This is a genomic window from Dethiothermospora halolimnae, assembly GCF_037577855.1.
Classification (GTDB): domain Bacteria; phylum Bacillota; class Clostridia; order Tissierellales; family VENL01; genus Dethiothermospora; species Dethiothermospora halolimnae.
The window spans coordinates 78,654-101,264 of record NZ_JBAKFX010000003.1; the positions used below are offsets into that span (position 1 = coordinate 78,654).

12 protein-coding genes and 1 pseudogene are annotated in these 22,611 nt (G+C 33.3%); 2 read left to right on the forward strand and 11 right to left on the reverse strand.

Annotation, left to right across the window (positions count from 1 at the left end):
- Nucleotides 1–76: 76 nt before the first annotated feature.
- The 4 genes from V6137_RS02095 to V6137_RS02110 form a co-directional block, all read right to left on the reverse strand.
- Nucleotides 77–3,130, reverse strand: a complete 3,054-nt coding sequence (locus tag V6137_RS02095) for an efflux RND transporter permease subunit (protein WP_425446225.1) — start codon at nucleotides 3,128–3,130, stop codon at nucleotides 77–79.
- A complete protein-coding gene (locus tag V6137_RS02100) occupies nucleotides 3,099–4,376 on the reverse strand; it encodes an efflux RND transporter periplasmic adaptor subunit (protein WP_425446226.1) in 1,278 nt (425 codons plus the stop codon). Before V6137_RS02100 ends, V6137_RS02095 begins: the two co-directional genes overlap by 32 nt.
- 573 nt (nucleotides 4,377–4,949) lie before the next feature.
- Nucleotides 4,950–5,603: a response regulator gene (locus V6137_RS02105; protein ID WP_425446227.1), complete on the reverse strand. Its 654-nt coding sequence runs from the start codon at nucleotides 5,601–5,603 to the stop codon at nucleotides 4,950–4,952.
- A complete protein-coding gene (locus V6137_RS02110; protein WP_425446228.1) occupies nucleotides 5,596–6,807 on the reverse strand; it encodes a sensor histidine kinase in 1,212 nt (403 codons plus the stop codon). The genes V6137_RS02105 and V6137_RS02110 overlap by 8 nt, the downstream gene beginning before the upstream one ends.
- Before the next feature lie 248 nt (nucleotides 6,808–7,055).
- On the opposite strand from V6137_RS02110, the gene V6137_RS02115 reads away from it, so the two are divergent.
- The gene (locus tag V6137_RS02115; RefSeq protein ID WP_425446229.1) at nucleotides 7,056–7,607 is read left to right on the forward strand and encodes an HNH endonuclease; all 552 of its coding nucleotides are present in this window, start codon (nucleotides 7,056–7,058) and stop codon (nucleotides 7,605–7,607) included.
- A 100-nt stretch (nucleotides 7,608–7,707) separates the two neighbouring features.
- A pseudogene (locus tag V6137_RS02120) lies at nucleotides 7,708–7,902 on the forward strand (IS3 family transposase); the annotation flags it as partial.
- Nucleotides 7,903–8,032: 130 nt separating this feature from the next.
- Here V6137_RS02120 and V6137_RS02125 read toward each other — a convergent pair.
- From V6137_RS02125 to V6137_RS02155, 7 genes are all read right to left on the reverse strand, one after another.
- Nucleotides 8,033–8,206: a hypothetical protein gene (locus tag V6137_RS02125; protein ID WP_425446230.1), complete on the reverse strand. Its 174-nt coding sequence runs from the start codon at nucleotides 8,204–8,206 to the stop codon at nucleotides 8,033–8,035.
- 320 nt (nucleotides 8,207–8,526) lie between these two features.
- Nucleotides 8,527–11,910 (reverse strand): hypothetical protein, encoded by a 3,384-nt coding sequence (locus V6137_RS02130; RefSeq protein WP_425446231.1) that lies wholly within the window; start codon nucleotides 11,908–11,910, stop codon nucleotides 8,527–8,529.
- Nucleotides 11,911–12,267: 357 nt separating this feature from the next.
- Nucleotides 12,268–15,510: an S-layer homology domain-containing protein gene (locus tag V6137_RS02135; RefSeq protein WP_425446232.1), complete on the reverse strand. Its 3,243-nt coding sequence runs from the start codon at nucleotides 15,508–15,510 to the stop codon at nucleotides 12,268–12,270.
- Nucleotides 15,511–16,208: 698 nt separating this feature from the next.
- The gene (locus tag V6137_RS02140; protein ID WP_425446233.1) at nucleotides 16,209–17,804 is read right to left on the reverse strand and encodes a CTP synthase; all 1,596 of its coding nucleotides are present in this window, start codon (nucleotides 17,802–17,804) and stop codon (nucleotides 16,209–16,211) included.
- Nucleotides 17,805–17,903: 99 nt separating this feature from the next.
- Complete coding sequence (locus V6137_RS02145) at nucleotides 17,904–19,313, reverse strand: S41 family peptidase (RefSeq protein WP_425446234.1); 1,410 nt, start codon at nucleotides 19,311–19,313, stop codon at nucleotides 17,904–17,906.
- A 22-nt stretch (nucleotides 19,314–19,335) separates the two neighbouring features.
- Nucleotides 19,336–20,871 (reverse strand): S-layer homology domain-containing protein, encoded by a 1,536-nt coding sequence (locus V6137_RS02150; protein ID WP_425446235.1) that lies wholly within the window; start codon nucleotides 20,869–20,871, stop codon nucleotides 19,336–19,338.
- Between the two features lie 79 nt (nucleotides 20,872–20,950).
- Nucleotides 20,951–22,609: a hypothetical protein gene (locus tag V6137_RS02155; protein WP_425446236.1), complete on the reverse strand. Its 1,659-nt coding sequence runs from the start codon at nucleotides 22,607–22,609 to the stop codon at nucleotides 20,951–20,953.
- Nucleotides 22,610–22,611: the final 2 nt, after the last annotated feature.

A 22,611-nucleotide genomic window follows, 5' to 3' on the forward strand; every position in this document is an offset into this window, starting at 1 on the left:
TATCATGTCCGAGTTTTCACTGTCTAATTAAGTATAACCTATCTATATTTTGTAAATTGTAGGAATTTCAATAAAGTTATTTTTCAATTATAGAGTATAAAAGAGGAACCATAATCAAATTAAATAACATACAAAATGTCAATGCCGCCATTAGTAATATTGCCAGTGGAACAAATAGTACTTGTCCTGACATCGCAAGGGGTATAAGTCCCAAAACAGTTGTCAAAGTACTCATAAGTATAGGTCGAAGTCTTTTAGCACCAGCACTTTGACAGGCATCATTTATATTAAGTCCTTGTTTTCTTTCCGTATTTATAAAGTCAACAAGAACAATTGCATTAGCAAGAACAATACCAAGCATACTGATCATCCCAAGCATTACAAAGAATGAAAGGCTATATCCTGTTATATATACTGCCGCCATACCACTTGTCATGCCTATAGGAAGTGAAGAAAATATAACTAAAAGCTGTTTTATACTTTTAAACTGAAGATATAAAACAAAGAATATTAAAACGATTGATAGAGCCCCTGCCATCCCCATAGCGCCCATAGCTTCAGCGGTATCCTCGGATGGTGTGGTATCCACAGTTACTCCGTCCGGCACTTTAATACCTTGTATCGCCTCAAGTAATTTGCTTTTAATTTCACCTGAATTATATCCAAGTTGTGCATATCCACCTATTGATATTACTCTCTGACCGTCTATGTGTTTAATTTTATTTAAGCTTGTGGATATATCAAAATCAGCAAACTGCTTTGTCATATATTTCGTACCCGTATTAGACTTGATTTTATAATTTTCGAGTTCATTAAGGCTTGAAATATCCGATTTAACATTAATATTGTATTCCTTCCCATTATCATAGGCGGTTGCTGCTGTACGACCAGAAAGGGCTATATTAAATTCATTTTGAACGGATGCTTTTACTAATCCCATGGTGTTCATTTTTTTGTCATTCATATTGATAAAATATTCATATGTTGAATAGTAGGTATCACTTGAAACAGCTGTAGCACCTTCGACCTTTTTAAGTTCTGATGCTATTTGTGATGCAGTTTTATTCATCAATTCCATATCATCCCCATATATGTTAATTCCTATAGGTGTGCCCGTTTCAGGGATAATACCTATTTGATTGACAACAACATGTGCATCACTGATAGAAGCATTAATTTCTTTCTGTAAAAAATCAACCATTTCAGCTGTTACTTTAAACCTTCCACCCTTTTTTAAATCTATTTTTACACAAATATCACCTAAGCTATCAGAGGAGCCTTTTTCATTTATAGCAAAACTGTAACTAGGTATTCCTATACCTACACCGGAAAAAACATTTACCGTTTCCGGCTGTGCATTGATGATATCCTGTACATCTCTTACTAACTCTTCTGTTTTGTTAAAATTATCAGTCTGATAATTTTTTATATCAATCAGTACATATTCCTTATTTACCTTTGGCATAATATCCATTGTAGAGTTTGTCATTATAACCCCAAACAAAACAATCATGCCTATGGCTGTAATAATTGTTATTATTTTATGTTTGAAGGTATACTTTGATATTGCATCGTACACTCTCTGGGTAATACCAACTTTTTCCTTTTTGTTTTGGTTGGCAGGTTTCAGAAAAATATAACAAAACACAGGTGTTACAAATATTGATATTATAAAAGAAAGCACAAGGCACGTAATAATAACAATAGGTATGGCAATGATAACCTGCCTGTTTACACCTGATAATGTAAGCATTGATGCAAATGTCAGTACAGCTGTAAGCATTGAAAGAAATACCGATACAGCAACATCTTTTGTTCCCTTTATACAGGCTTCCAGTCTGTCAATACCTGCATCAATATATGTTTGTATCGAATCACTGACCACAACCGAGTTATCCACCAACATACCCAATACCATAATCAGTGCTGTTAGTGACATAAAATGAATTTGCTCTCCAACAAATTTCATTACAATGAAATTTGCAAAGATTGATAAGGGAATGGCTATGGATACAATAAGTCCATTCCTGAAACTCATTCCTACCATAACAACGAGCATAACAATGGCTATAGCTTCAATAACGTTTAAAAGAAAATTATCTATATCGCTTTTTACATCATCGGACTGAAAATAAACCTCATTTACTTTTATTGTTTCCGGCAGTCCTGCTTTGAAATCCTCCACCGTCTGTCTTGTTTCTTCACCTAAACTTACTACATTTAATCCTTCATGGAAATACAGTGCCACAGTGACACTTTTTGTACCATTAAATAAGTAGTATGGACTATCATCAACCTCTTTATACGCAATATCGGCTATATCTTTAAGCCTTATCAGTGTATTGCTATTCGTAGAACCAATAATAATATTTTCAAGCTGATCTAGGCTACTATATCTTCCTGAAGTTCGTACTGAAATAGACTTGTCATCTTCAAGTGAGACACTTCCTATAGGCATTATGGAATTGTTTGAATTTATCATACCCACAAGATCTGCCAATGACAGACGAAGGTGGTTAAGCTTACGGGTATTTACAATAATAGAAATTTCGCTGTTGTTATCTCCCAATACTTTTACCTTTGATACCCCATGAATCTGTTTCAGTTGATCCTGTAATTCTATCGCACGTTCCGAAAGCTCATCATTGGAAACATTATCTCCAGAAACTGCCAATATAAGACTGGCACTATCAACTAAATTTGTATCTACGGTTATAGAGGAAACGGTATCTGGTAATTCTGACTTTATATCTTCCATTTTCTGACGAAGTTCTGTAAAACTATTGTTTACTTCTTCGTCAGAAAGCTCATTCTTTAACCTTAAAACTACAGCTGAAGCATTATTCATAGACTGGGATGAGCTTTCTTTAAAACCCGTTATATCCATAATCGCATTTTCAAGTTTTTTTGTGATTTCTTTTTCAACTTCTTCTGCTGTAAGTCCAGGTGCAACAGCTACAACACTAGCACTTGGAATCGTCACTTTAGGGAATGATGTCCTCGGCAGCTGTACATAATATATGCCACCGATAATACTAATCATACAAAGAACGATAATGAGTAAACCCTTCTGCTTAATAAGTGATTCCAAAATTTTTTTAATCATCGATGCCCCCTCCATTCTGACCATAAGAATCTGCCTGACTTATTTCTGAAACAATATCATTTTCATTAAGAGTTTTAACACCAGTTGTAACTATTTTTTCATCGGAAAGGTTGCTTACAAGCATTTTCCCTTCACTGATTTCTTTTATGTCTATCTGAACACGACTCACTGTATTGTCATCATTTAGCTTATAAACATAATGGACTCCATTTATATTAATAACACTTTCCATTGGGACGAATACACCCTCAGCACTGTCTAAAACAAGGTCTACATCAACGATTTCTCCGATTATCATGTTATTTGAGTCAAAGATAATATCAACTGTATATGTATGTGTAGCTTCATCCGGGTAAATGGATATATTGTCAATTTCTCCTTTTGTAGAATTATTTATTATAACCTTTTTTACAGAGGATAGCTTGCTGTGATCCTCCGCTGATACACCGATGGAAACCTGACTGCTGTTTGATTTGGCAGTGATAATAGGTGAATTTGCTGTAACGAAATCCCCTTCGGATATTCCGACCGTTGTTATATATCCGTCAGCCTCAGCTTTAAGGTTCGCATCAATAATATTTTTCTCAGCCTGTTCCTTGGAATTTCTACTTAATTTAACATTTTCCTTTGCTGTATTAACATCGTTTATTTTGTCTTTTTTGAGTTTTTCAAGATTTGCCTTTGCTGTTTCAAGTTGTGAACAAAGGGACTCTAAACCATTTTTACTTTTTGTATATTGTGCTCTTTGTCCCTCAATATCCATTTGGGAAATAGCTCCAGCTTTATACAACTCTTCACTTGCTTCAAGTTTGGATTTTAGCACATCTAAGTTGCTTTGAGCGACTGAAATTTGCTGTTTTAAATTTTTAATACTCTCTCCGGCATTTCTAATATTTGTATCATAGGTTAATCTTGTTTTTTCAAGGGTATTTTTAGCAATGGCCAAATTACTTTTTGTAGAAGCATAGGAATATTTGAGATGTGTTGTATCAAGGGTTGCCAAGACATCCCCTTTTTTGACGTACTGACCCTCTTGAACATTTACTTTCGATACCTTGCCACTAGATTTGAAGAAATACTTTCTTATTTTACTTGGTCTTACAATCCCCTGATAATCCAGTTTTACATCATATTTTGATGGAGAAAGGACCATTGTTTCAACTGTTTTTACATTTTTTACACCGGTTGTATTTGTACTATTTTTACATCCATATAAAAATAAGATCAAAACTACTACCGAACAAATCAGCAACATAAATTTTTTATTCATTAATATCTTCCTTCCATATAAATAGTTTAGTTACTCATAAAATGATAATCATGATTATAAAGGCACTGTTGGACTTTATGAACACTCTCTTCACTAATATCTCTATAACTTTTCAATTGCCTACCGTGGCATGACATAAACACTGATTAGCTTTGTCTCAAATCAGTATGAACTGTGGTAATAAAGGATTGCATATTTATCTTATAACATATTTAAACTTGCAACAATTGTACCTTTGGGCAAAATTATATATCCGGCATATTTTGTTTCACAATATCAATATCAGAACATATCTATCTATACAAAAGTGCTAAAAAAACTTGGCTATTTGCATAGCCAAGCTTCTCAAATTTCTATTCATAAACATCAAAGAATTACTTCCTAATGTGTAGTTAAAAACTTTGCTAAAATAACAAATAAGAACAAATCCTTTCACAAAGTTGATACATATTTAACTTCTACCGAATTTATTATATCAATGATTTCATTTAGTCTCCATACATCAATTCTTCGTCGGTTACCTCTACCTTGCTTTTTTTCATCTTCTAAAAGTTATTTACTGTTTTTTAAATACTATTTTTCAATATGAATAATACCCTGTGCTATGGCTACTGCAACAGCTTCTGCTCTAGAGTTAACTTTAAGCTTGCTGTATATATTAGTTAAATGTGCTTTAACCGTTCTTTCAGATATACCCATATCGAAAGCTATTTCCTTACTTTTATAACCCCTTGCAATAGATTGTAGCACAAACAACTCCCTTTCTGTAATTGAAAAGTCAGATGAACCTTTGATTGGATTTAATGTCTCTTTAGTACCAAAGATACTTTTACTAATTTCTGGCTGTAAAAGTACTTCTCCTCTTATAGCAGATTCAATAGTTCTAATAAGTTCTTCTCGAGGAGTATCTTTAAGGAGGTATCCCTTAGCCCCTAGGGAAAGTCCCTCCATAATTAGTTTATTATCATTAAAGGTTGTTAAGATCATGATTGGTACTGAAAAATCCTTTTCATTTAGGTGTCTCATTAACTCTAAGCCACTCATTTTTGGCATATTTAAATCCAACAAAATAATATCCGGCTTTAACCGTTCTATTAACATTAATGCTTCGTTTCCATTTTCTGCTTCCCCTACAACTTCATAATTTGCCTCTGTTTCAAAGATTAGCTTTATCCCTTCTCTCACTACTAAATGATCATCTACCACCAATATTCTTTTCTTATTCATTATCATCTATTCCTTTCCCAATTGGTATAGTAATATTTAGTTTTGTACCCATCCTTTTTTTACTTTTTATTCTAATCTCTCCGTCCAATGCTTTCACCCGCTCAGTCATCCCCAGTATCCCGTAGTGTCCAAATAATCGACTTAAAAGCTTAACATCGAATCCAACACCATCATCTGTAATAGTTATATTTATTCGATTGTGTTCCTCTATTACCTCAACGACAACATTTCTGGCTTTTGCATGATTTCCAATATTATTTAGGCCTTCTCTCACAATATATACAATATGCTTGAACACCCTTGCCGATACTTGAGATTTTATACTAATATTCGTTATAATGAGAGTATTTGAAGTAGCATTAAACTTAGTGATTTCAGCTTTTATTGCTTCAGTAAGATCCATGTTTTCTGTTTTTTCAAATCGCAAATCATGTATTACATACCTAGAATCTGATAAAGTCCTCCTTGCATGCTGCATGGACTTTTGTACAATTTCTTTTGCCCGTTTTGTATTATTATTATTCAAATTAGTGTTTATCGCATCTAATTGCATAATTAGACCTGCAAGCCCTTGGGAAAGTGTGTCATGCAAGTCTCTAGCCACTCTTTGTCTCTCATTAGTTAAAGTTAATTCTTCTACCTTCTCATAAGCATGCTCCAATTCTTGTGTGAGTTTCTGAGCACGAATACGTAAATTTACTTGTCTAATATAGATGGAAGAGTATATCATTACAGTCAAAGTAATTATCAGAAGTATGGGAATATAGCGAATTAGCTCATCTACTCCATTCAATACTATAATAGTGCCGCAAAATATTCCATAAAAATAAATAAATGTAATAATAATTTTAATAACTCTGCGATAAATTACCCTACTCTGAACAAGAAGGACTGGGATTAGCCCTAGAAATATAGTCTCATATTCTTCAGGTACTATAACTGCACAAGAGAAAATAATTATGCCTTGTATAGCAAAATAAAGCCAATGATTGTGTTTAAATATTCTATGAGAAGAGAAATATACTAATAAATGAATTATCATTGCTATTGTGAACCATATCATTGAAAGCATGGACACTTTGTATGTGTTTTGTACAAATACAGTAGTCAGATAAACTAGGACAATTGCCGCTATAACAGGAGACTTAAAGACATTAACTTCATCTGAATCTAATATATTTGCTAGTTTAAACTTATTTTCCAAATTCTTCACCTGCCTTTTAATAAAATTATGATTTGAGTTTTAAAATACTATATATTAATCTTATAACATATTTACAAACTACTCAATTGTACCTTAGGGCAAATTTTTATGCAGTATTGTCAAGAATATTGTGTAAATTTATTTAGGATAATTCCAGAATCACATGAGTTCTATTTCTAAGTAACAATGTAGACCTTGATAAAATAGCCTATCAAATAAGTAAAACCCTATTCAATCGTTTAAAGTCAGTGGGAAAATACCAAATTCCTATTAACCCTAATGAAACATATAAAAGGTTCAATAAGAATAAATTTAAAACTTTTAAGTTAGCGAATATGTATCTACATCCAATAGCAGATATACAAACAAATACTATATACGGGTTCTCTCAAGATACTTGTAATTACACAGCTCAAGGCAGAGAAGTAGTATATAGAAAGTTAAAATCTTATATCGCTACTGAAATTCATAAACTTATGAAAAATATCTATGAATATAATTCAGTTGAATTAGCAGATGACAAACTATCTAAATATTCATCACAAAAAGGAAACTGTTTAATAACAGGAAACTTCTTATATGCTAATGAAGTGGAAATACATCATGTAAAACCTATATCATTAGGTGGAACTGATAGTTTTGCCAACTTGATTGCAAGACACAAAGATATTCATAAGTTAATTCACTCTACAACAAATGAAACGATTGATAGATATATGGACAAACTCCAATTAAACGAACAAGAATTGGGTAAAGTAAACAAATATCGTAAAGAATGTAATTCAATTAATTTAGTCTAAAAGATTTTTTAAGATGGAATGCCGTATGAGGTGAAAGTCTCACGTACGGTGTGAAGCAGGGGAAAAGATGGAGATAAGATCAAAGTCTTACCTATTGCTATCAGTAGCAGAAGCCACCTTTAAAGTTGTTAAAACAGAATTTGCTTTTAACAAAATATTTAATAGTTTTGAGGAGCTTGAATATTTATTATTTGATTATGTGAACTGGTATAATAATCACAGGATTCATGGGTCATTAAATTACCTTACCCCTGTGGAATATAGAATGTTAATGTCCGACAAAAAAGTGTCTTAAAAAGGGTTGACAATCCAATATATTTTTGTGATTGCTTAAGAACCATATGAGCACTTCTTTCTTTTCTAAACCCAAAGCTACTATTTAAAAATTCCCTATCGAATATTAGATTAGTTACCTGGTGTATTGATTATTGTATTAGTCTATCTATTACTGTGGAGATTCCTAAGAGTCTTATTCCCCCATTTGGCTTAGGTATTTCTTTTCTCCTTACTGCTTTAGGTTTGTATACTTCATTTAGCAGACTTGCCTTCAAAGTTTCATAATGTTCTTGAAGGTAGGATAGAAGTTCATCTACCTTCATTCCATATATCTGCCAAATTTACTGTAATAACTTCGGGTGATACGGACTTTGTTTTGATATGCAAACTCATCCAACTATATTCAGCCTCAAATGTGGTTCGTATACCTCAGACCGGAATTTTGCCTCAGACTTCCTTCACATTCCACCTCACAGTGAACACCCTTGTCTTAGGCTAACGGTCGGCACTATCAGCCCCTGTATCGGACTTTCACCGACTAGTTTATGCCCATGCTGGGCGCACATAATAAAACTCGAGGGATAAACCCTCGAGTTTTATTAATATTATTCTATTAAACTATAGAGTAACATTTATAATTTTATTACTGAATAGTTGCTGCGTCTGTTGATGCATCATATCCATCTGCATCATCTGTAAGTTGACCAGACACTACATTAATGTCAGCACCTTTAACTTGCGCATCTGCCGCTGTAATAGTGATATCAATTGTATCTCCATCAGTTTCTGCAGACGTACCTGTAAAGCTAGTAACTCCACTAATTGCGAAGTCTGTTGTAGCATCAGCATTATCTACATCTGCTGCTGCATAAGCTTCAGAGAAATCTACTGTAACAACATCTTTACCACCAATAAAGTTTGTAGCTGCAAATGCATCACCAACAACTACATCACTAGCAGCATCTGCAGCATTTACTGTTACTGTGAATGCTCCAGCTGCTTCAATTGCAGTTTCAAGGTCAGCAAAAGTAATTGTTCCGTTAGTAGCATTTGGATCAAGATTTACTGTTAATATATCACTTGCAAAGCTTGCTTCAATCTTATCAGCAGTATTTCCATCAGTATTGTCTAATAATTCTACTTGAATGCTATTACCATATGCACCATCTAATGCACTATCAGCATCTATATCAATAACAACATCATTACTGGCATTAGTCAATGCTGCATTACCTATTGTATATGAAGCCGCAGTTTGAACTGTGCTTGCTGAAGTTATTTTCATTACACTAGTGTTTGTATCATGGATTAATTCTCCGTGATTATCTCCACCATCATTGATCTCGTAAGTTAACTCGATTTCTGTTGGAGACTTGATTGCTACTCCTTCAGCACTTGTTAAGTTCTTACTGATATTTAAGATATGTGGTTGATCTTGGTTAGCATCAGCAAGTGCATTAGTTGAAATATCATCATTCACTACATCTGATGTAGTTCCTAAGAAACCTTTTGGTAATGTAATTGATACGAATGTTCCTGATAAGTCATCACCATTTGATTCGATTACTCCATCATCATCACTATCATAATACTTTTCTTCACCTTCAACTTTAACACCTGTTGGTAGGTCTTCACCGTTAATTGTGTATACTGTTGAAGTAAATACATCAAGATCCATTTCAGTGCCGAATTGTACGTGTACTACATCCGAATCTGCTGTACCATCAATATCTAAGTCAACGTTATCATGTGCATCTGCCCATATAACTTGAGGCGCACCAGTTTCACTTGCAGCAGCTTCAATTGTTACATCATATTTTTCTGTTGCAGATGTATTTCCAATATCATCAGAAATAGATCTCACATATACTGTCCAGTTACCAGCTGTTAATTTGCTTGTATCTACTGGCTCAACTTCGAATGTTATATCATCATCAGTTAATGATGAAGCTACTAATTTACCTTCAATAGTAGTTTTTAAGTCTTCACTAACAAATTCAAATGTTGGTACTGGTACTCCTGTACCTTGATATTGAGAAATTGTATCTTCAGCCGTCATAAGAGTAGCTCCAGTATCGTCTACCATTTGAACAGGCTCGTTCATAGTTATTTCAACTTTCTTAAGTGGTGTTCCATCAGTATCGTATGATTGACTAGCTGTAGTAATTGCTGGTTCTAAATCATCTATATTTAATTCGAATGACTCCACTTTGTCCGCAGCCATAGCAACTTCGTTTAAGTTAACTATTTCATCAGTACCTGTACCAACCTTAACACTTATCTGTACATGGTTATTATCAGGTGTATAGTAATTTATGTTATTAGTATCAGTATCTAATTCTTCTGTCCAGTCCCTATTCATCTCTAACAAATATTCATTGTCAGAAACTTTAGTTACAACCACACTATCTGCTGTTGTAGCATCATTAGCTGTTGGAATACTTTCAGCATACTTAATAGTATCATCAGCATTAGTTGGGTCAGCCTTTGATTGATATTTAAACTCAAAGTGATCTTTATCTAAGTCAGAACCATCTTTTGTTTGAACATCTGAACTAAATACAACCCTGTATTGCTCTGGAGAATCCATGTATACTGTAGCTGTCGGAGCTGCAGGAGCCTCTGGAGTCATGAACTTGAATTCCTGAGTTGTCGCTTCGTTTTGTCCAGTTGTATCTGTTAATCCTGCATAATCGATCATGTCATATGCTTGAAGTAAGTTCATCTTTGGATTACCATCAGCATCTTCTTTAAAGTATCCCGCACCAGTAGCCGTTAATCTAATAGTCACATAATTTCTATTGTCATTATCAGTTTTATATACTTCTGTTGCATCTATTGTTTTGCTATCATCTAAGTCTCTACCAACCTTTACAAATGCAACATCTTCAGCTGCTAATTGGTGTCCATTAAGTACCCAGTTTCCAACTACTTCTGCAGTTGTAACTGATACAGGCTCAGTAAACTTAGTTACAATAGTTCTATAGTCAGGGGTTGATACACCTAATGCCTCTGGAGCATCCTTATCTACCAAGTTAAAGCTGTAGTTACTATCAATTAAGGTTCCGTCTACTCCTGAGTTAGTTGCTTTAATTGTTATCTCTTTATTATCATTTAATGCTTGACTTTCAAGTAATACTAATTTAACTGTATTACCATCAACTTGAACTAAGTCTTCAATATTTCTGTATGAAAGCCCACCATCATCACTAATTTGAATGATAGTACTGTCATCTTCCCAGTCAGCATAAACTTTTTCAAAGTTAATGTCTTTATTAAACTTAACAAATATATCACTCGCACTGTCAGATTCAGCATAAGTTATAAATACTTTGTCACCCGTTTCTTGGTTACCATCTACAGGTACATAGTTCATGGTTAATCTTTGGCTTTCACCAACGAATGATTCGTCAGCAGGCGCTTCAGCTATAGTAGCTACAATTGTATCTTGAATTGCTACTGCTGATGACATTGATGTTAACTGTACTGATGCAACACCCTTATCAAAAGCTACTGTTTCCTTAGCAAATTGAGCACCTTTCAATGATTGGAACTTCACAGTTCCTTCAAAACTTTCATCTTTAACCCCGTCTCTTAATACTGTAACAGTTACTATAGCATTATCAGCACCGTCAGCTGTTAATGTAGCATCTTCATCATTTGTTGACATACTTAAGTTTAATCCAGCAATTGTTGTATCAAAAGCTAAGTCTGCTGAGCTATCTCCGTATGCTACTGTAAGAGTTCCTACTCCTGCCACTGCTGTACCAAGAGTTAATTTGTACTGTCCTTCAGTTGCAGTTGCAGCTATATTAGTAACAGCATACACTGCATCGTTACTATCGCTTACTGTGAATTCACTACCTGCTGGTAAGTCAGCTGGTACATTAGCTAGTGTTACCGTAACTTCTGTTCCGTTAATAGCACTTACTGATTCAACTTGTAATTTTTCTCCTATCTTTTCCCCGTCTCCCGCTTCATATGTAGCGGTATTTCCGTTGGCATCTGTATATTCTATCTGCGCCAACTCACTAGCATCAACAATATCACCAGTCATCGGGTTATATATCATTTCACCTAACTTAACATAAACTTCTTGACCTTTTAATGCCTCTACTACTTTTAAAGCGGCATCTGTATTATTATCCATGTACTCAATGTCATAAGCTAAGCCTTGATCATTTAATATAACAGTACCTGCATCACTGGCTGGTATAGCCGCAAAAGCAGTACCACTTAACATGGCTGTAGCCAAACCAACACTAACTACTAATTTACCTTTTTTCATTGTCAAGTTGCCTCCTTTATTATATATTATTACTAAATTAGCGAAAACTTTCTATTGTATAGAGATAAAGGCCTTTAAGCCTTTATCTCTATAATATTATTTATATTCTGGAGTATAACCGTCTTCGTCTCCAACGATGTTTCCATCTTTGTCAACAAGAACTATTTTAACTTCTTTATTAACCATAGTATCACTTTCAGCTCCCAAGTCATAAGGTCCTATTGCTTCACTTTGTCCTGCAAAGTATACCTTATATTGAGTAGCTTCAGCTGGAGCATTTTCTACTGAAACTGTAAGTGTTCCTACAGTGTCACCAATCTTTTTAGTAAATTCTGCAGTAACTTCAACATCCTCGCTACCACTATCATCACTTTTTAACTCTTCTAGCTTAGCTTCTGCATCAGTAAGCTTTTCAAGAGTACTAGCTGATACTTTATCTTTTTGATCACTATCTAAAGCATCATATGCTTCTCTTGCAGCTACTATAGCATCTTCATCATCTAATGTTACTTTGTCTGCTTCTGGTAAATCATTAATTTTTTCATTAACGTTTTTAACATCTTTATCTACATCTTGATTATCCATGAACTCGTCGTATGCATCTTCATCTTCAAAGAATTCTACGTCGGTACCTTCGATGTCTCCATCTTCCCAATACTTAGCAGCTAGTATTTCGTCACCTTGTGCTAAATACTCGATACCATAACCAAAGTCTAATTCATAAAGATCTTCTTTACCATCATCATAGTAAACAAGTGCATCTCTGTCTACTCTATATTCTTTTTCAGTATATACGCCATCTTCATAAGTAGCGATAGTCAAGTATCTACCATCTCTATCTACTACCCAAGCATATCCTTCTTTTTCTTTATAGTTTAGAACATGACCTACCTTGTAGTAATCTTCTCTATCCATCTTAGAGTTTGATAATAATCTTATACCATCTTTACCTTTTTCAGTAAATACTATTGGCATTTCTGCTTCTAACTCATCATAAGCATCTTCGTCATCTTCAACAATATAAGTTTTATTATCTTTCTCTCCAACTATATCAACAGTAATTTCTTTAGAGTCATCTTTTCTTTCCATTTCTGCGATGTAACCTTCATATATATCGTCACCTATAACTCCTTCGTAATCTTCAACGAATACTAATAGAGCTATATCATGTTTTTGATCTTCATCAGCTACTACTAATACTTTAGGTTCTCCATCAACATCACTATCTGCAACGTCGTCCCAAGTTAATGCTTCTAACTCGTCATCATCTTTATTTAGTTCTAGATAATCACTGTAGTTAATGTAAACTGATTCGCTATCATCATAGAATCTGTCTCCATTTTTTAACTCTACATTATCATCATCAACATCGTCTAACTCTTTAGCATCTTTGATGTCATAAGCATCTAATATTTCTATTTCATCGCCATTTGAGTTTAAGTCATACTTAACGATAATACCTTCTTCTAACTCATCAACATCTATATCACTATCTGTATCATATTCATAAACTGCTTTAGCATCATTAGTATTCCAAAGTTTGATGCTGTGGTCACCAAATCTTTCGTCTACTCCTAATACAACACCATAGTTATCAGTAGTTGCCTCTACATCTGTGCTTAAGAATGCAACTCTACCTTTTAAGTCTCTATAAAGAGATACTTCTTCACCAAATACATCATCTAACTCTTTGTCTAAGTCAGTGTATCTGTGGATACCTTTAACATTATCCATTTCATCTTCAGTGTAAGCAAATTTAGAAGCTACATAGTAATCTTCGTCATCTACTGTTAATCTTGATCTTGTAAATCCAGAACTCTTTACACCTACTCTTACTTTATCGAATTCACCAGATACTATTCTTTCAGCATCCGCTACTAAGATTTCAGCTATATCATCATCTTCAGCATTTTCAGCGAAGTATATGATGTCATTTTCTTCTATATCTGAAAGCTCTATTTTTTCACCATTTTCTCTATAAATATTAACTGTATCATAATCATCTAAATCTAATTCTTCATCATCATCTAAGTCTACACCAGCAGCTTGTTCATAGTCGATATCACCATTGTAAGATAATACGTACTCTATCTTACTATCATCAGCATCAACGTCTTTAACTAACATATTAACTTTTTCTGGAACAAATACTTCCATAAATGTTATTTCGTCATTATTAGAAACAAGTTTTCTAGCAAACCCATATGAATAATCTGAATCAGTGTACTCATTATAAGTTGTATATGCTAATGACTCATCGTCATCATCATCATACCATTCACCATCATCGTTTAAGTCTAAATCTACTTTTTCACCATTGATATATACAACAGCATTTTCGTCAAACTTAAAGTAGTCGTTTGCTTCCCAAACGTATATAGTACCGTCACCTTCATCATCATATGCTATAGTTCTATGGATATCACTTTCTTTAGTTTCCACTTGAGCATAAACTAATTTGTCATCATCAAAGTATCCTGTGATTTCCGCTCCTATTAATAACTCAGGATCAATCATATCGCCTATTTCAACTTTGATATCTTCACCTTCGTCATATTCTTTATCATCTATCTTTACATCATCTTTTATTGCTACTAATTCTAACTCATCACTATCTAGTGAATCATCTAATCTGCTATTAGCAACAACTCTTATGTTTTCAACTTTTGCTGAGTCTAATCTGTCTTCTAATAATGTTTCATCAGATACTATATAGTTAACTGTTCCACCTTCATAGTCCCTCACTTTTACTATCTTAGCATCTAAAGTATTATTTACTAATATAGCAACTGAACCTCTATCAGCATTTCCTGATGGAGCAAACTCTACATCATCAGTTAAGTCTAATTCAGCAGCTTTCGCTATACAATTTTGTGGCCAATTACCTGGTAAATATTGATCTTTGTAACCTAATCCTCTAACTAACATTGTTACAGCTTGAGCATAAGTTACTTTTTCTGCTGGACGGAAAGTTCCATCTGGCATACCATTTACTATACCTTGACCAGCAGCTATATTTACATATCCAGCTGACCATCTTGTTGGAGCTACGTCACTAAACTCAGTTGTCACCTGTGCAGCTTCTGCAGCTTTTCCTAAGCCTAAAGCCTCAACAACTAATTTAGCAAATTGCTCTCTTGTTACATCAAGCTCTGGATGGTATTCTCCATCCTCCATACCATTCACTATCCCAAATGCTGCTAATCTTTTAACTGCTCTTACAACATCGTCATTTTCGATGTCTCCAGTTAGTTTAGCTGCATCGTCAGAAGCAAATGCAAAACTAAAACTTCCTAATACTAGCGCAAATACTAGCATTATTGATATAATTTTCTTCATTTTTCAAAGACCTCCTTAATAAAGTATATAATTTTTCCCGAGGGGTTTCTTTAAAACCAGGTTAGAAAGTTACCCTCGGATGATACTTACCTAACCTTTTTTTAGTTGGCACAGATTGATATATAAAATCTGTATCCTAAATGTAATTATAGCATTGACAATACTGCTCGTCAATGTAATTGAAACTAATGTAATGAAACTGTAATATTACTGTAGTAACCCCTTAGTTGTTTACTACAGTGATAATTATATATGATTTTATCTGGGATTACAATTACAGTTGTATTACAATTGCTTTTCAATGTAATTACATAGGGGTTGAGGGATTACGAATCCCCCAACAACTTCGGTGGCTTTCAGGTTGAGGGATAGCGAATCCCCCAACAACTTCGGTGGCTTTCAGGTTGAGGAATTACGAATCCCCCAACAACTTCGGTGGGCTTTCAGGTTGGGGGATTACGAATCCCCCAACAACTTCGGTGGGCTTTCAGGTTGGGGGATAGCGAATCCCTCGACAACCTCGGTGGGTTTTCGGGTTGGGGGATTGGAAGTTTGCTGATAACAGAATGGTGTAAGACCTGAATATATTCAGACCCTAAATATATAAAATTAAAGGCCTGAATATATTCAGGCCTGACATACATGGACAGAGCTTTCTCTGTCCATATATGTTTATTTCATTTTTTTTGCTTTCTTCTTTACTTAAAGCTTGCTTTTATAAATTCTCTAAATAAGGGATGACTTCTTGTTGGTCTTGATTTAAACTCTGGGTGAAACTGGGCTGCAACAAACCATGGGTGGTCTTTTATTTCTACTATTTCAACTAACCTTTCATCAGGTGAGAGCCCACTTATTATAAGGCCCTTTTCTATTAGTTTATCTCTATATTCATTATTAAATTCATATCTATGTCTATGTCTTTCATATATTAATTCATCGTTATATGCTTCCATGGCCTTGGTATTTTCTTTTACTTTACATGGGTAAAGACCTAATCTCATAGTTCCACCCATTTCTTCTATATCTCTTTGTTCTGGCATTAGATCTATTACTGGATAGGGTGTTACTGGTTCTAGTTCCGAACTATGGGCTTCTTCTAATCCTAATACGTTTCTTGCAAACTCCACCACTGCCATTTGCATGCCTAAGCATATCCCCAAAAATGGTACCTTGTTTTCTCTAGCATATTTTATAGCACATATTTTCCCTTCTATGCCTCTATCTCCAAAACCTCCTGGTACTAATATTCCGTCGGCATCCTTTAATATTTCACCACAATTTTCTTCATCTATCTTTTCTGAATGTATCCAATCTATGTATACTTCCACATCATTTGATATCCCTGCATGTCTTAAGGATTCTGCTACTGAAAGATATGCATCTTTTAGTTCCACATATTTTCCTACCAATGCGATGTTAACTTTTCCCTTTGGATTTTTTATTTTCCCAACTATTTCTTCCCAATGGGTTAAATCCTTCTTTTTGCATTTTAGATTTAAGTGATCTATCACTGCGTTAGGTAGTCCTTCCTTCTCTAATATAAGGGGAACTTCATAAAGGGTCTCCGCATCGGGGTTTTGGAATACATGTTTACTATCTAAGTCACAGAATAGTGCTATCTTATCTTTAAGTTCTTCTGATAAGTAGTGTTCTGTTCTACACACTAATATGTCGGGCTTTATACCTATACCCCTTAGTTCTTTTACACTATGTTGAGTAGGTTTTGTCTTTAGTTCTCCTGCCTTGGTTAAGTATGGTACTAATGTTACATGGATATACATTACATTTTCTTTACCCACATCATATTTTATTTGTCTTATGGCTTCTAAAAATGGTAAACTTTCTATGTCTCCTACTGTTCCACCTATTTCCGTTATAACCACATCTACTTCTTTCTCCTTTGCTACTCTAAACACCCTATCTTTTATCTCATTTGTTATATGGGGTATAACCTGAACGGTGCCTCCAAGATAGGCACCTTTTCTTTCTTTATTTAATACTGACCAGTATATTTTCCCTGTTGTTACATTGCTATTTTGGCTTAGGTTTATGTCTATAAATCTTTCATAATGTCCTAAGTCAAGGTCTGTTTCTGCTCCGTCTTCTGTTACATATACTTCTCCGTGCTGATATGGACTCATGGTTCCTGGATCTAGATTTATATAAGGATCAAATTTTTGTATCGTTACCTTTAACCCTCTACTTTTTAATAACTGACCCAAAGATGCTGCTGTTATACCTTTGCCTAGGGAAGATACAACGCCTCCTGTTATAAATATATATTTAGTGGTCATCGGGGACTCCTCCTTCGTTTTCTCCGTTTATTATATAACTACATCATTTTATCCTATAGTGTATTATCTGTCAACGATAAGACTTTTATCCCTTATTGCCTATTTCCTTCCCTTAATTAGTACCTCTATTGCCTTATCCTTTTGAAGGTCTTTTTTGTTATTTTGTAAGTATTTTGCTAGGGTGCTATCTAACATTTGTTTTGTAGTTTTATCTATTATACCATTGTCTTTTATTCCATTGTCCCTTTGAAATTTTCTTAATGATTTATAAGTTTTTTCATCATATATACCATCACATTTATCTATATCATACCCCATTATATCAAGTAGTTCTTCTGCTGCTAATACATCAAGGCCTACTGAGTTTAGTTTGTAGTCTTTATTAAAATCAAAGTTTGGTATTCTTACTAGCCTTTCTTGGATACTAGCCAATAGATCATCAACAAGTATATCGGGGTTTACCCCAATTTTATTTATTGACTCTTTATTTGGACCTAAATATTCTGACATAGTAAGTTTTATCCCGTCTCCATTTTTTAGAGGTACTATTCTCTGTACTACCCCTTTGCCATAGGTTGTTTCACCTATTAGAGTTCCTGCCTTTCTATCCTTTATTGCTGCTGCAAATATCTCTGATGCACTGGCACTTTCACTATTGATTAACACTGCTATATTATATTTATTTTTATTTAGATTTGATTTATATGTTTCCATACTACCATCTGGCTCTTTTATATGGACTATCGGTCCTTTAGGTATAAATAATCTTGATACAGATATAACTTGTTTTAAATATCCCCCTGGGTTATATCTAAGGTCTATTATTATATCTTTTATATTTTCTTTATCAAATAAATCTAATGCTTCTTTTATATGTTTATATGTTTGCTTATTAAACTCTGATAGTTCTATATAGCCTATGTTATTTTCCATTATATTATATTTTACTGGATTAAGCTCTATTACTTCCCTTTTTATATTGAAATATAAGGTTTTATTTATACCATCTCTTTTTATTCCAAGCTTTACTTCTGTACCTTCTTCTCCCAATAGTAGGTCCATAAAATCTTTAATATCATAGCCCTTTACATCTACTTGGTCTACAGTTTCTATTTTATCTCCTGGCTTTATACCAACTTTTTGCGATGGACTATTTTTTATTGGTGCTATAACTGTTATATAATCACCTTCTTTTTTTATTCTTATTCCAACTCCAACAAACTCCCCTGATACATCTTTTATTAACTTAGCAAATTCTTCTTTAGTGTAGTAATCACTATATTTGTCTAATTCACTAAATATACCCTTTATTGCTCCTTCTATTAATTGTTCTTTTTTTACATCATAAAGATAATGTTTATCTACAAATTCTATCATTCCCTTTATATATGATAATTCCTCATCGGTTACTTGCTCATAACTATCCTCTACTGCAAATACACTCTGAATGGGTATTATCACTAAAGTTAGTACTAGCATTAATGATATTATTCTTGTTTTTTTATTCATATATGATACACTCCCTTTTTATTTAATTAAATAATATTATCTTCTCTCTGTAATCCTTTTGTAAATCCCTCTCTAAAAATTTTAAAAGTCTTACAAATATTTGGGATGTTTCTGCTCTGGTTAGTTCTTTATTTGGATATATCTTTCCTGCTTCATTTCCATTTATTATATCTATTTCATTTGCTATATATATGCTGTCTTTGGCCCAATATGGTATCTCATTACTATCCGTAAAAGATGTATAATAACCTGGATTTGGAGCTTTATTTTGAAATCCTAAAGCTCTAATTATACTCGTTATGGCTTGAGCCTTCGTTATAGTTGATTTTGGCTTGAATCTTAAAGGAGTTATCCCTTCTATTATACCTTTTTCATGGGCTGCCTTTACATATTTATATAATTGGTCATCTTTTTTTATGTCTATAAAGTTTAATGGTTCTTCTTTGGCTTTATTATTACCCCTTATACTTATCGTCCTTTTTTTGTTTTCATCTTCTAGCTTTATATCACATATTTTAACTAAAGCTTTTGTAAACTCTCCCCTTGTTATGGGTATATCTGGACTAAAGAATTGCTGACCCTTTTTTCCTTCAAATATTCCTAGGGAGTATAACTTTTCTATTTGGGATTTAGATAGATGACCGGCTAAATCTCTAAATTTCGGTACTATAAGTCTTTCTATTTTGGGAACCATTTTCTTTGATAGTTGGATTTGTCCAGTATTTCCAAAACCTAAATAATATTTATTTGATCTCATATTTGGGAGATTAAAAGTATATTTAGATACTACTTCTCTATTTTCTGTTTTTATATAGCCACCATTAAAACTTGATAGATTGGCTTGGTTATCATTGTATATAAGGTTCTTAGTGGTACTATCTGATACATTTACCATAACTGTTCCTGTCCAATTTATTGCTTCCTTATCATCATCGTCTTCTGGTATGAGTCTATTATATGATATTGTATAGTTTATAAGTTTTGTTTCTGTATCTCCCCAAAAGTTTTCATATCCAACATCTCCACCGGTTATATCTACTATAACCGTTCCTTCATCATCATTTATAGTGTAGTATTTTCTTCCCTTTATATTTCCTTGATAATAATCCGATGCAGGTCTTTTATCTATAACATCGGATTTAGACAATTGGAAATCTTCCAGTTCATATTGAACCTTCCCTATTTTTTTTCCTTCTAATTTTATATCCTCTTTATATTTATCTAGTTTAGTATGGGATATAACTTGCCCTTTTTCATCCCTATCATCATAGGTTATTTCAAGCTTTATCTTTCTTCTTAGTTCCCCATCTAAATCATCATATTCTGGTGAGGTTTTAAGGTCAAACTTATATTCTACTGTTTTTAAATTGTCCTTTTTCTTTTCCTTAACTTCTAATTCTCCAATGAATTTTATAGGTTCCCCTGTTATAAAGACTATTTCTTCATACTGATATTCATTGTATACTCCCCCAGAAAATCCAGCAGGGGCTGTGGCAAATACATTTAATGCTGGTATGAACAGTGTTGCTAATATTAGTATAACTGCTGTTTTTTTCATAATTACCTCCCTTGCCCAAGCGAAGCTTGGAAATTGTAAATTGATGCTTTTAAAATAGCTTTTTACTATTAATTGTTAACTACTTTACAAGTATAAACTTACCATAAAAACCATCTCTTACAACATAAACTTTATCATTGGGTTTTAAATCATTATATGTTATGGATTCATTCCCCTTGACTATAAGAGCTTCTTCTAAATATTGTCTTAGTTCCATAGTTCTTTCCTTCCATTTATCATGAATTCTACTCCACTGCTTTACGTTATTTAAATTCATAACCATTCCTACAGAACTATCATCATATACACTTTGAATATCTCCAATATTTATATTTTGCCTTAATAGGGAATCCATCTTTTTCTTGACTATTATTGATGATATCCTATCTCCATCTGTATATATATATCCATACCAATCTCTAAGATGATTATCATCTACATAGTCACTACCGTCATCTACTGAATATTCCCCTGTATATAATTCTTCCCTAGTTATTTTTCTGTTATCTTCTAAATCATATATATATGTTTCATCATCTATATATAATTCTTTATCATCATCAAATGATTCCCATTCATTTTTATTTAATAAAAAGAAATCTTCAAGAATTACTTTATTTTTAGTTATTTCATCTAGTTTTCCTGCATACAAATAATTTTGTCCTATATTAGAGTTATTTATATCTTCATTATATACATACAAGACATCGGCCCTTATATCATTTCCTCTACCATCTCCAGATATAAATACATCCGATGATGTATTTAATGAGTACTTATCTACTAATCTATTACTTTTTACTATTATGGTTCCATCATCAAACTTTATATTCTTATTATTTTCAAGTTCAAATATTTCCCCATACCAATTTATGCTATCAATCTTATCGGAATATGTCGTTTGGTATCTATTTTTTATATTCATTTTAGTAATTTTATCTTCCCCAAAAAAGTTCTTTGTGGCTGCATATACTTCTTTTCCCCTATAATATTTTAAATTTTGTTTTGGTACTTTATATCCCGACATATATATTGGGGATTCTTGGGAATATGATATCTTAGCTATATCTTTATCTTCTCTCCACTTACCATTTTTATATACCTTTAGGTCATTTAAAACCAATATGTCCTCAAGTTCATCTACTATAGATAGTCTTCCCTTATAAAGATTGGTTATCTTTATTGAGTCTCCTTCTATTTTTATCTTTGTTGCCATATTTGAATTTAGTTCATCAAAGTATAACATAATTCTATCTCCAACATATAGGGTACTAAGGGGTACATTTGCTCCATTTTTAAGAGCTATAGTTATAGGAGACGTATAATATGTCTGATTTTTCCCTATTGAATTTCTTATGGTTATTTGATTTCTATCTATATTGGTTATAATCCCAGTTCTTACTTTTGTACCAGGTTCTATATAGCCTAATTTAGCTGTAGAATAGCTTTCTAGATACTTTATTCTCTTTCTATGGATTTCTCCATATATCTCCATTCCTGGCTTAAAGTCCACTAATCTAGCAAGGGTATTATCTACCTTGAGCACTGCATCTTTTAATATATCCAACTTATATATGGGACCATCATATGTTTCTATTATAATACTATTGTTGTCTATTTCCTTTATATATCCCTCTATAGTACCACTAGCGAATAAAACTTCTTCACCAATGGCGGATGTAAATGTGATAACTATTAAAACTGTTAGTATAATTAATGTGGCTATTATTTTTTTCATAT

What these genes read in the sequence shown, in the direction of transcription:
- V6137_RS02140 (WP_425446233.1), bottom strand. Translation starts at nt 17,804, where the DNA reads ATGACCACTAAATATATATTTATAACAGGAGGCGTTGTATCTTCCCTA.
- V6137_RS02150 (WP_425446235.1), bottom strand. Translation starts at nt 20,871, where the DNA reads ATGAAAAAAACAGCAGTTATACTAATATTAGCAACACTGTTCATACCA.
- V6137_RS02135 (WP_425446232.1), bottom strand. Translation starts at nt 15,510, where the DNA reads ATGAAGAAAATTATATCAATAATGCTAGTATTTGCGCTAGTATTAGGA.
- V6137_RS02125 (WP_425446230.1), bottom strand. Translation starts at nt 8,206, where the DNA reads ATGAAGGTAGATGAACTTCTATCCTACCTTCAAGAACATTATGAAACT.
- V6137_RS02105 (WP_425446227.1), bottom strand. Translation starts at nt 5,603, where the DNA reads ATGAATAAGAAAAGAATATTGGTGGTAGATGATCATTTAGTAGTGAGA.
- V6137_RS02100 (WP_425446226.1), bottom strand. Translation starts at nt 4,376, where the DNA reads ATGAATAAAAAATTTATGTTGCTGATTTGTTCGGTAGTAGTTTTGATC.
- V6137_RS02145 (WP_425446234.1), bottom strand. Translation starts at nt 19,313, where the DNA reads ATGAATAAAAAAACAAGAATAATATCATTAATGCTAGTACTAACTTTA.
- V6137_RS02095 (WP_425446225.1), bottom strand. Translation starts at nt 3,130, where the DNA reads ATGGTCAGAATGGAGGGGGCATCGATGATTAAAAAAATTTTGGAATCA.
- V6137_RS02155 (WP_425446236.1), bottom strand. Translation starts at nt 22,609, where the DNA reads ATGAAAAAAATAATAGCCACATTAATTATACTAACAGTTTTAATAGTT.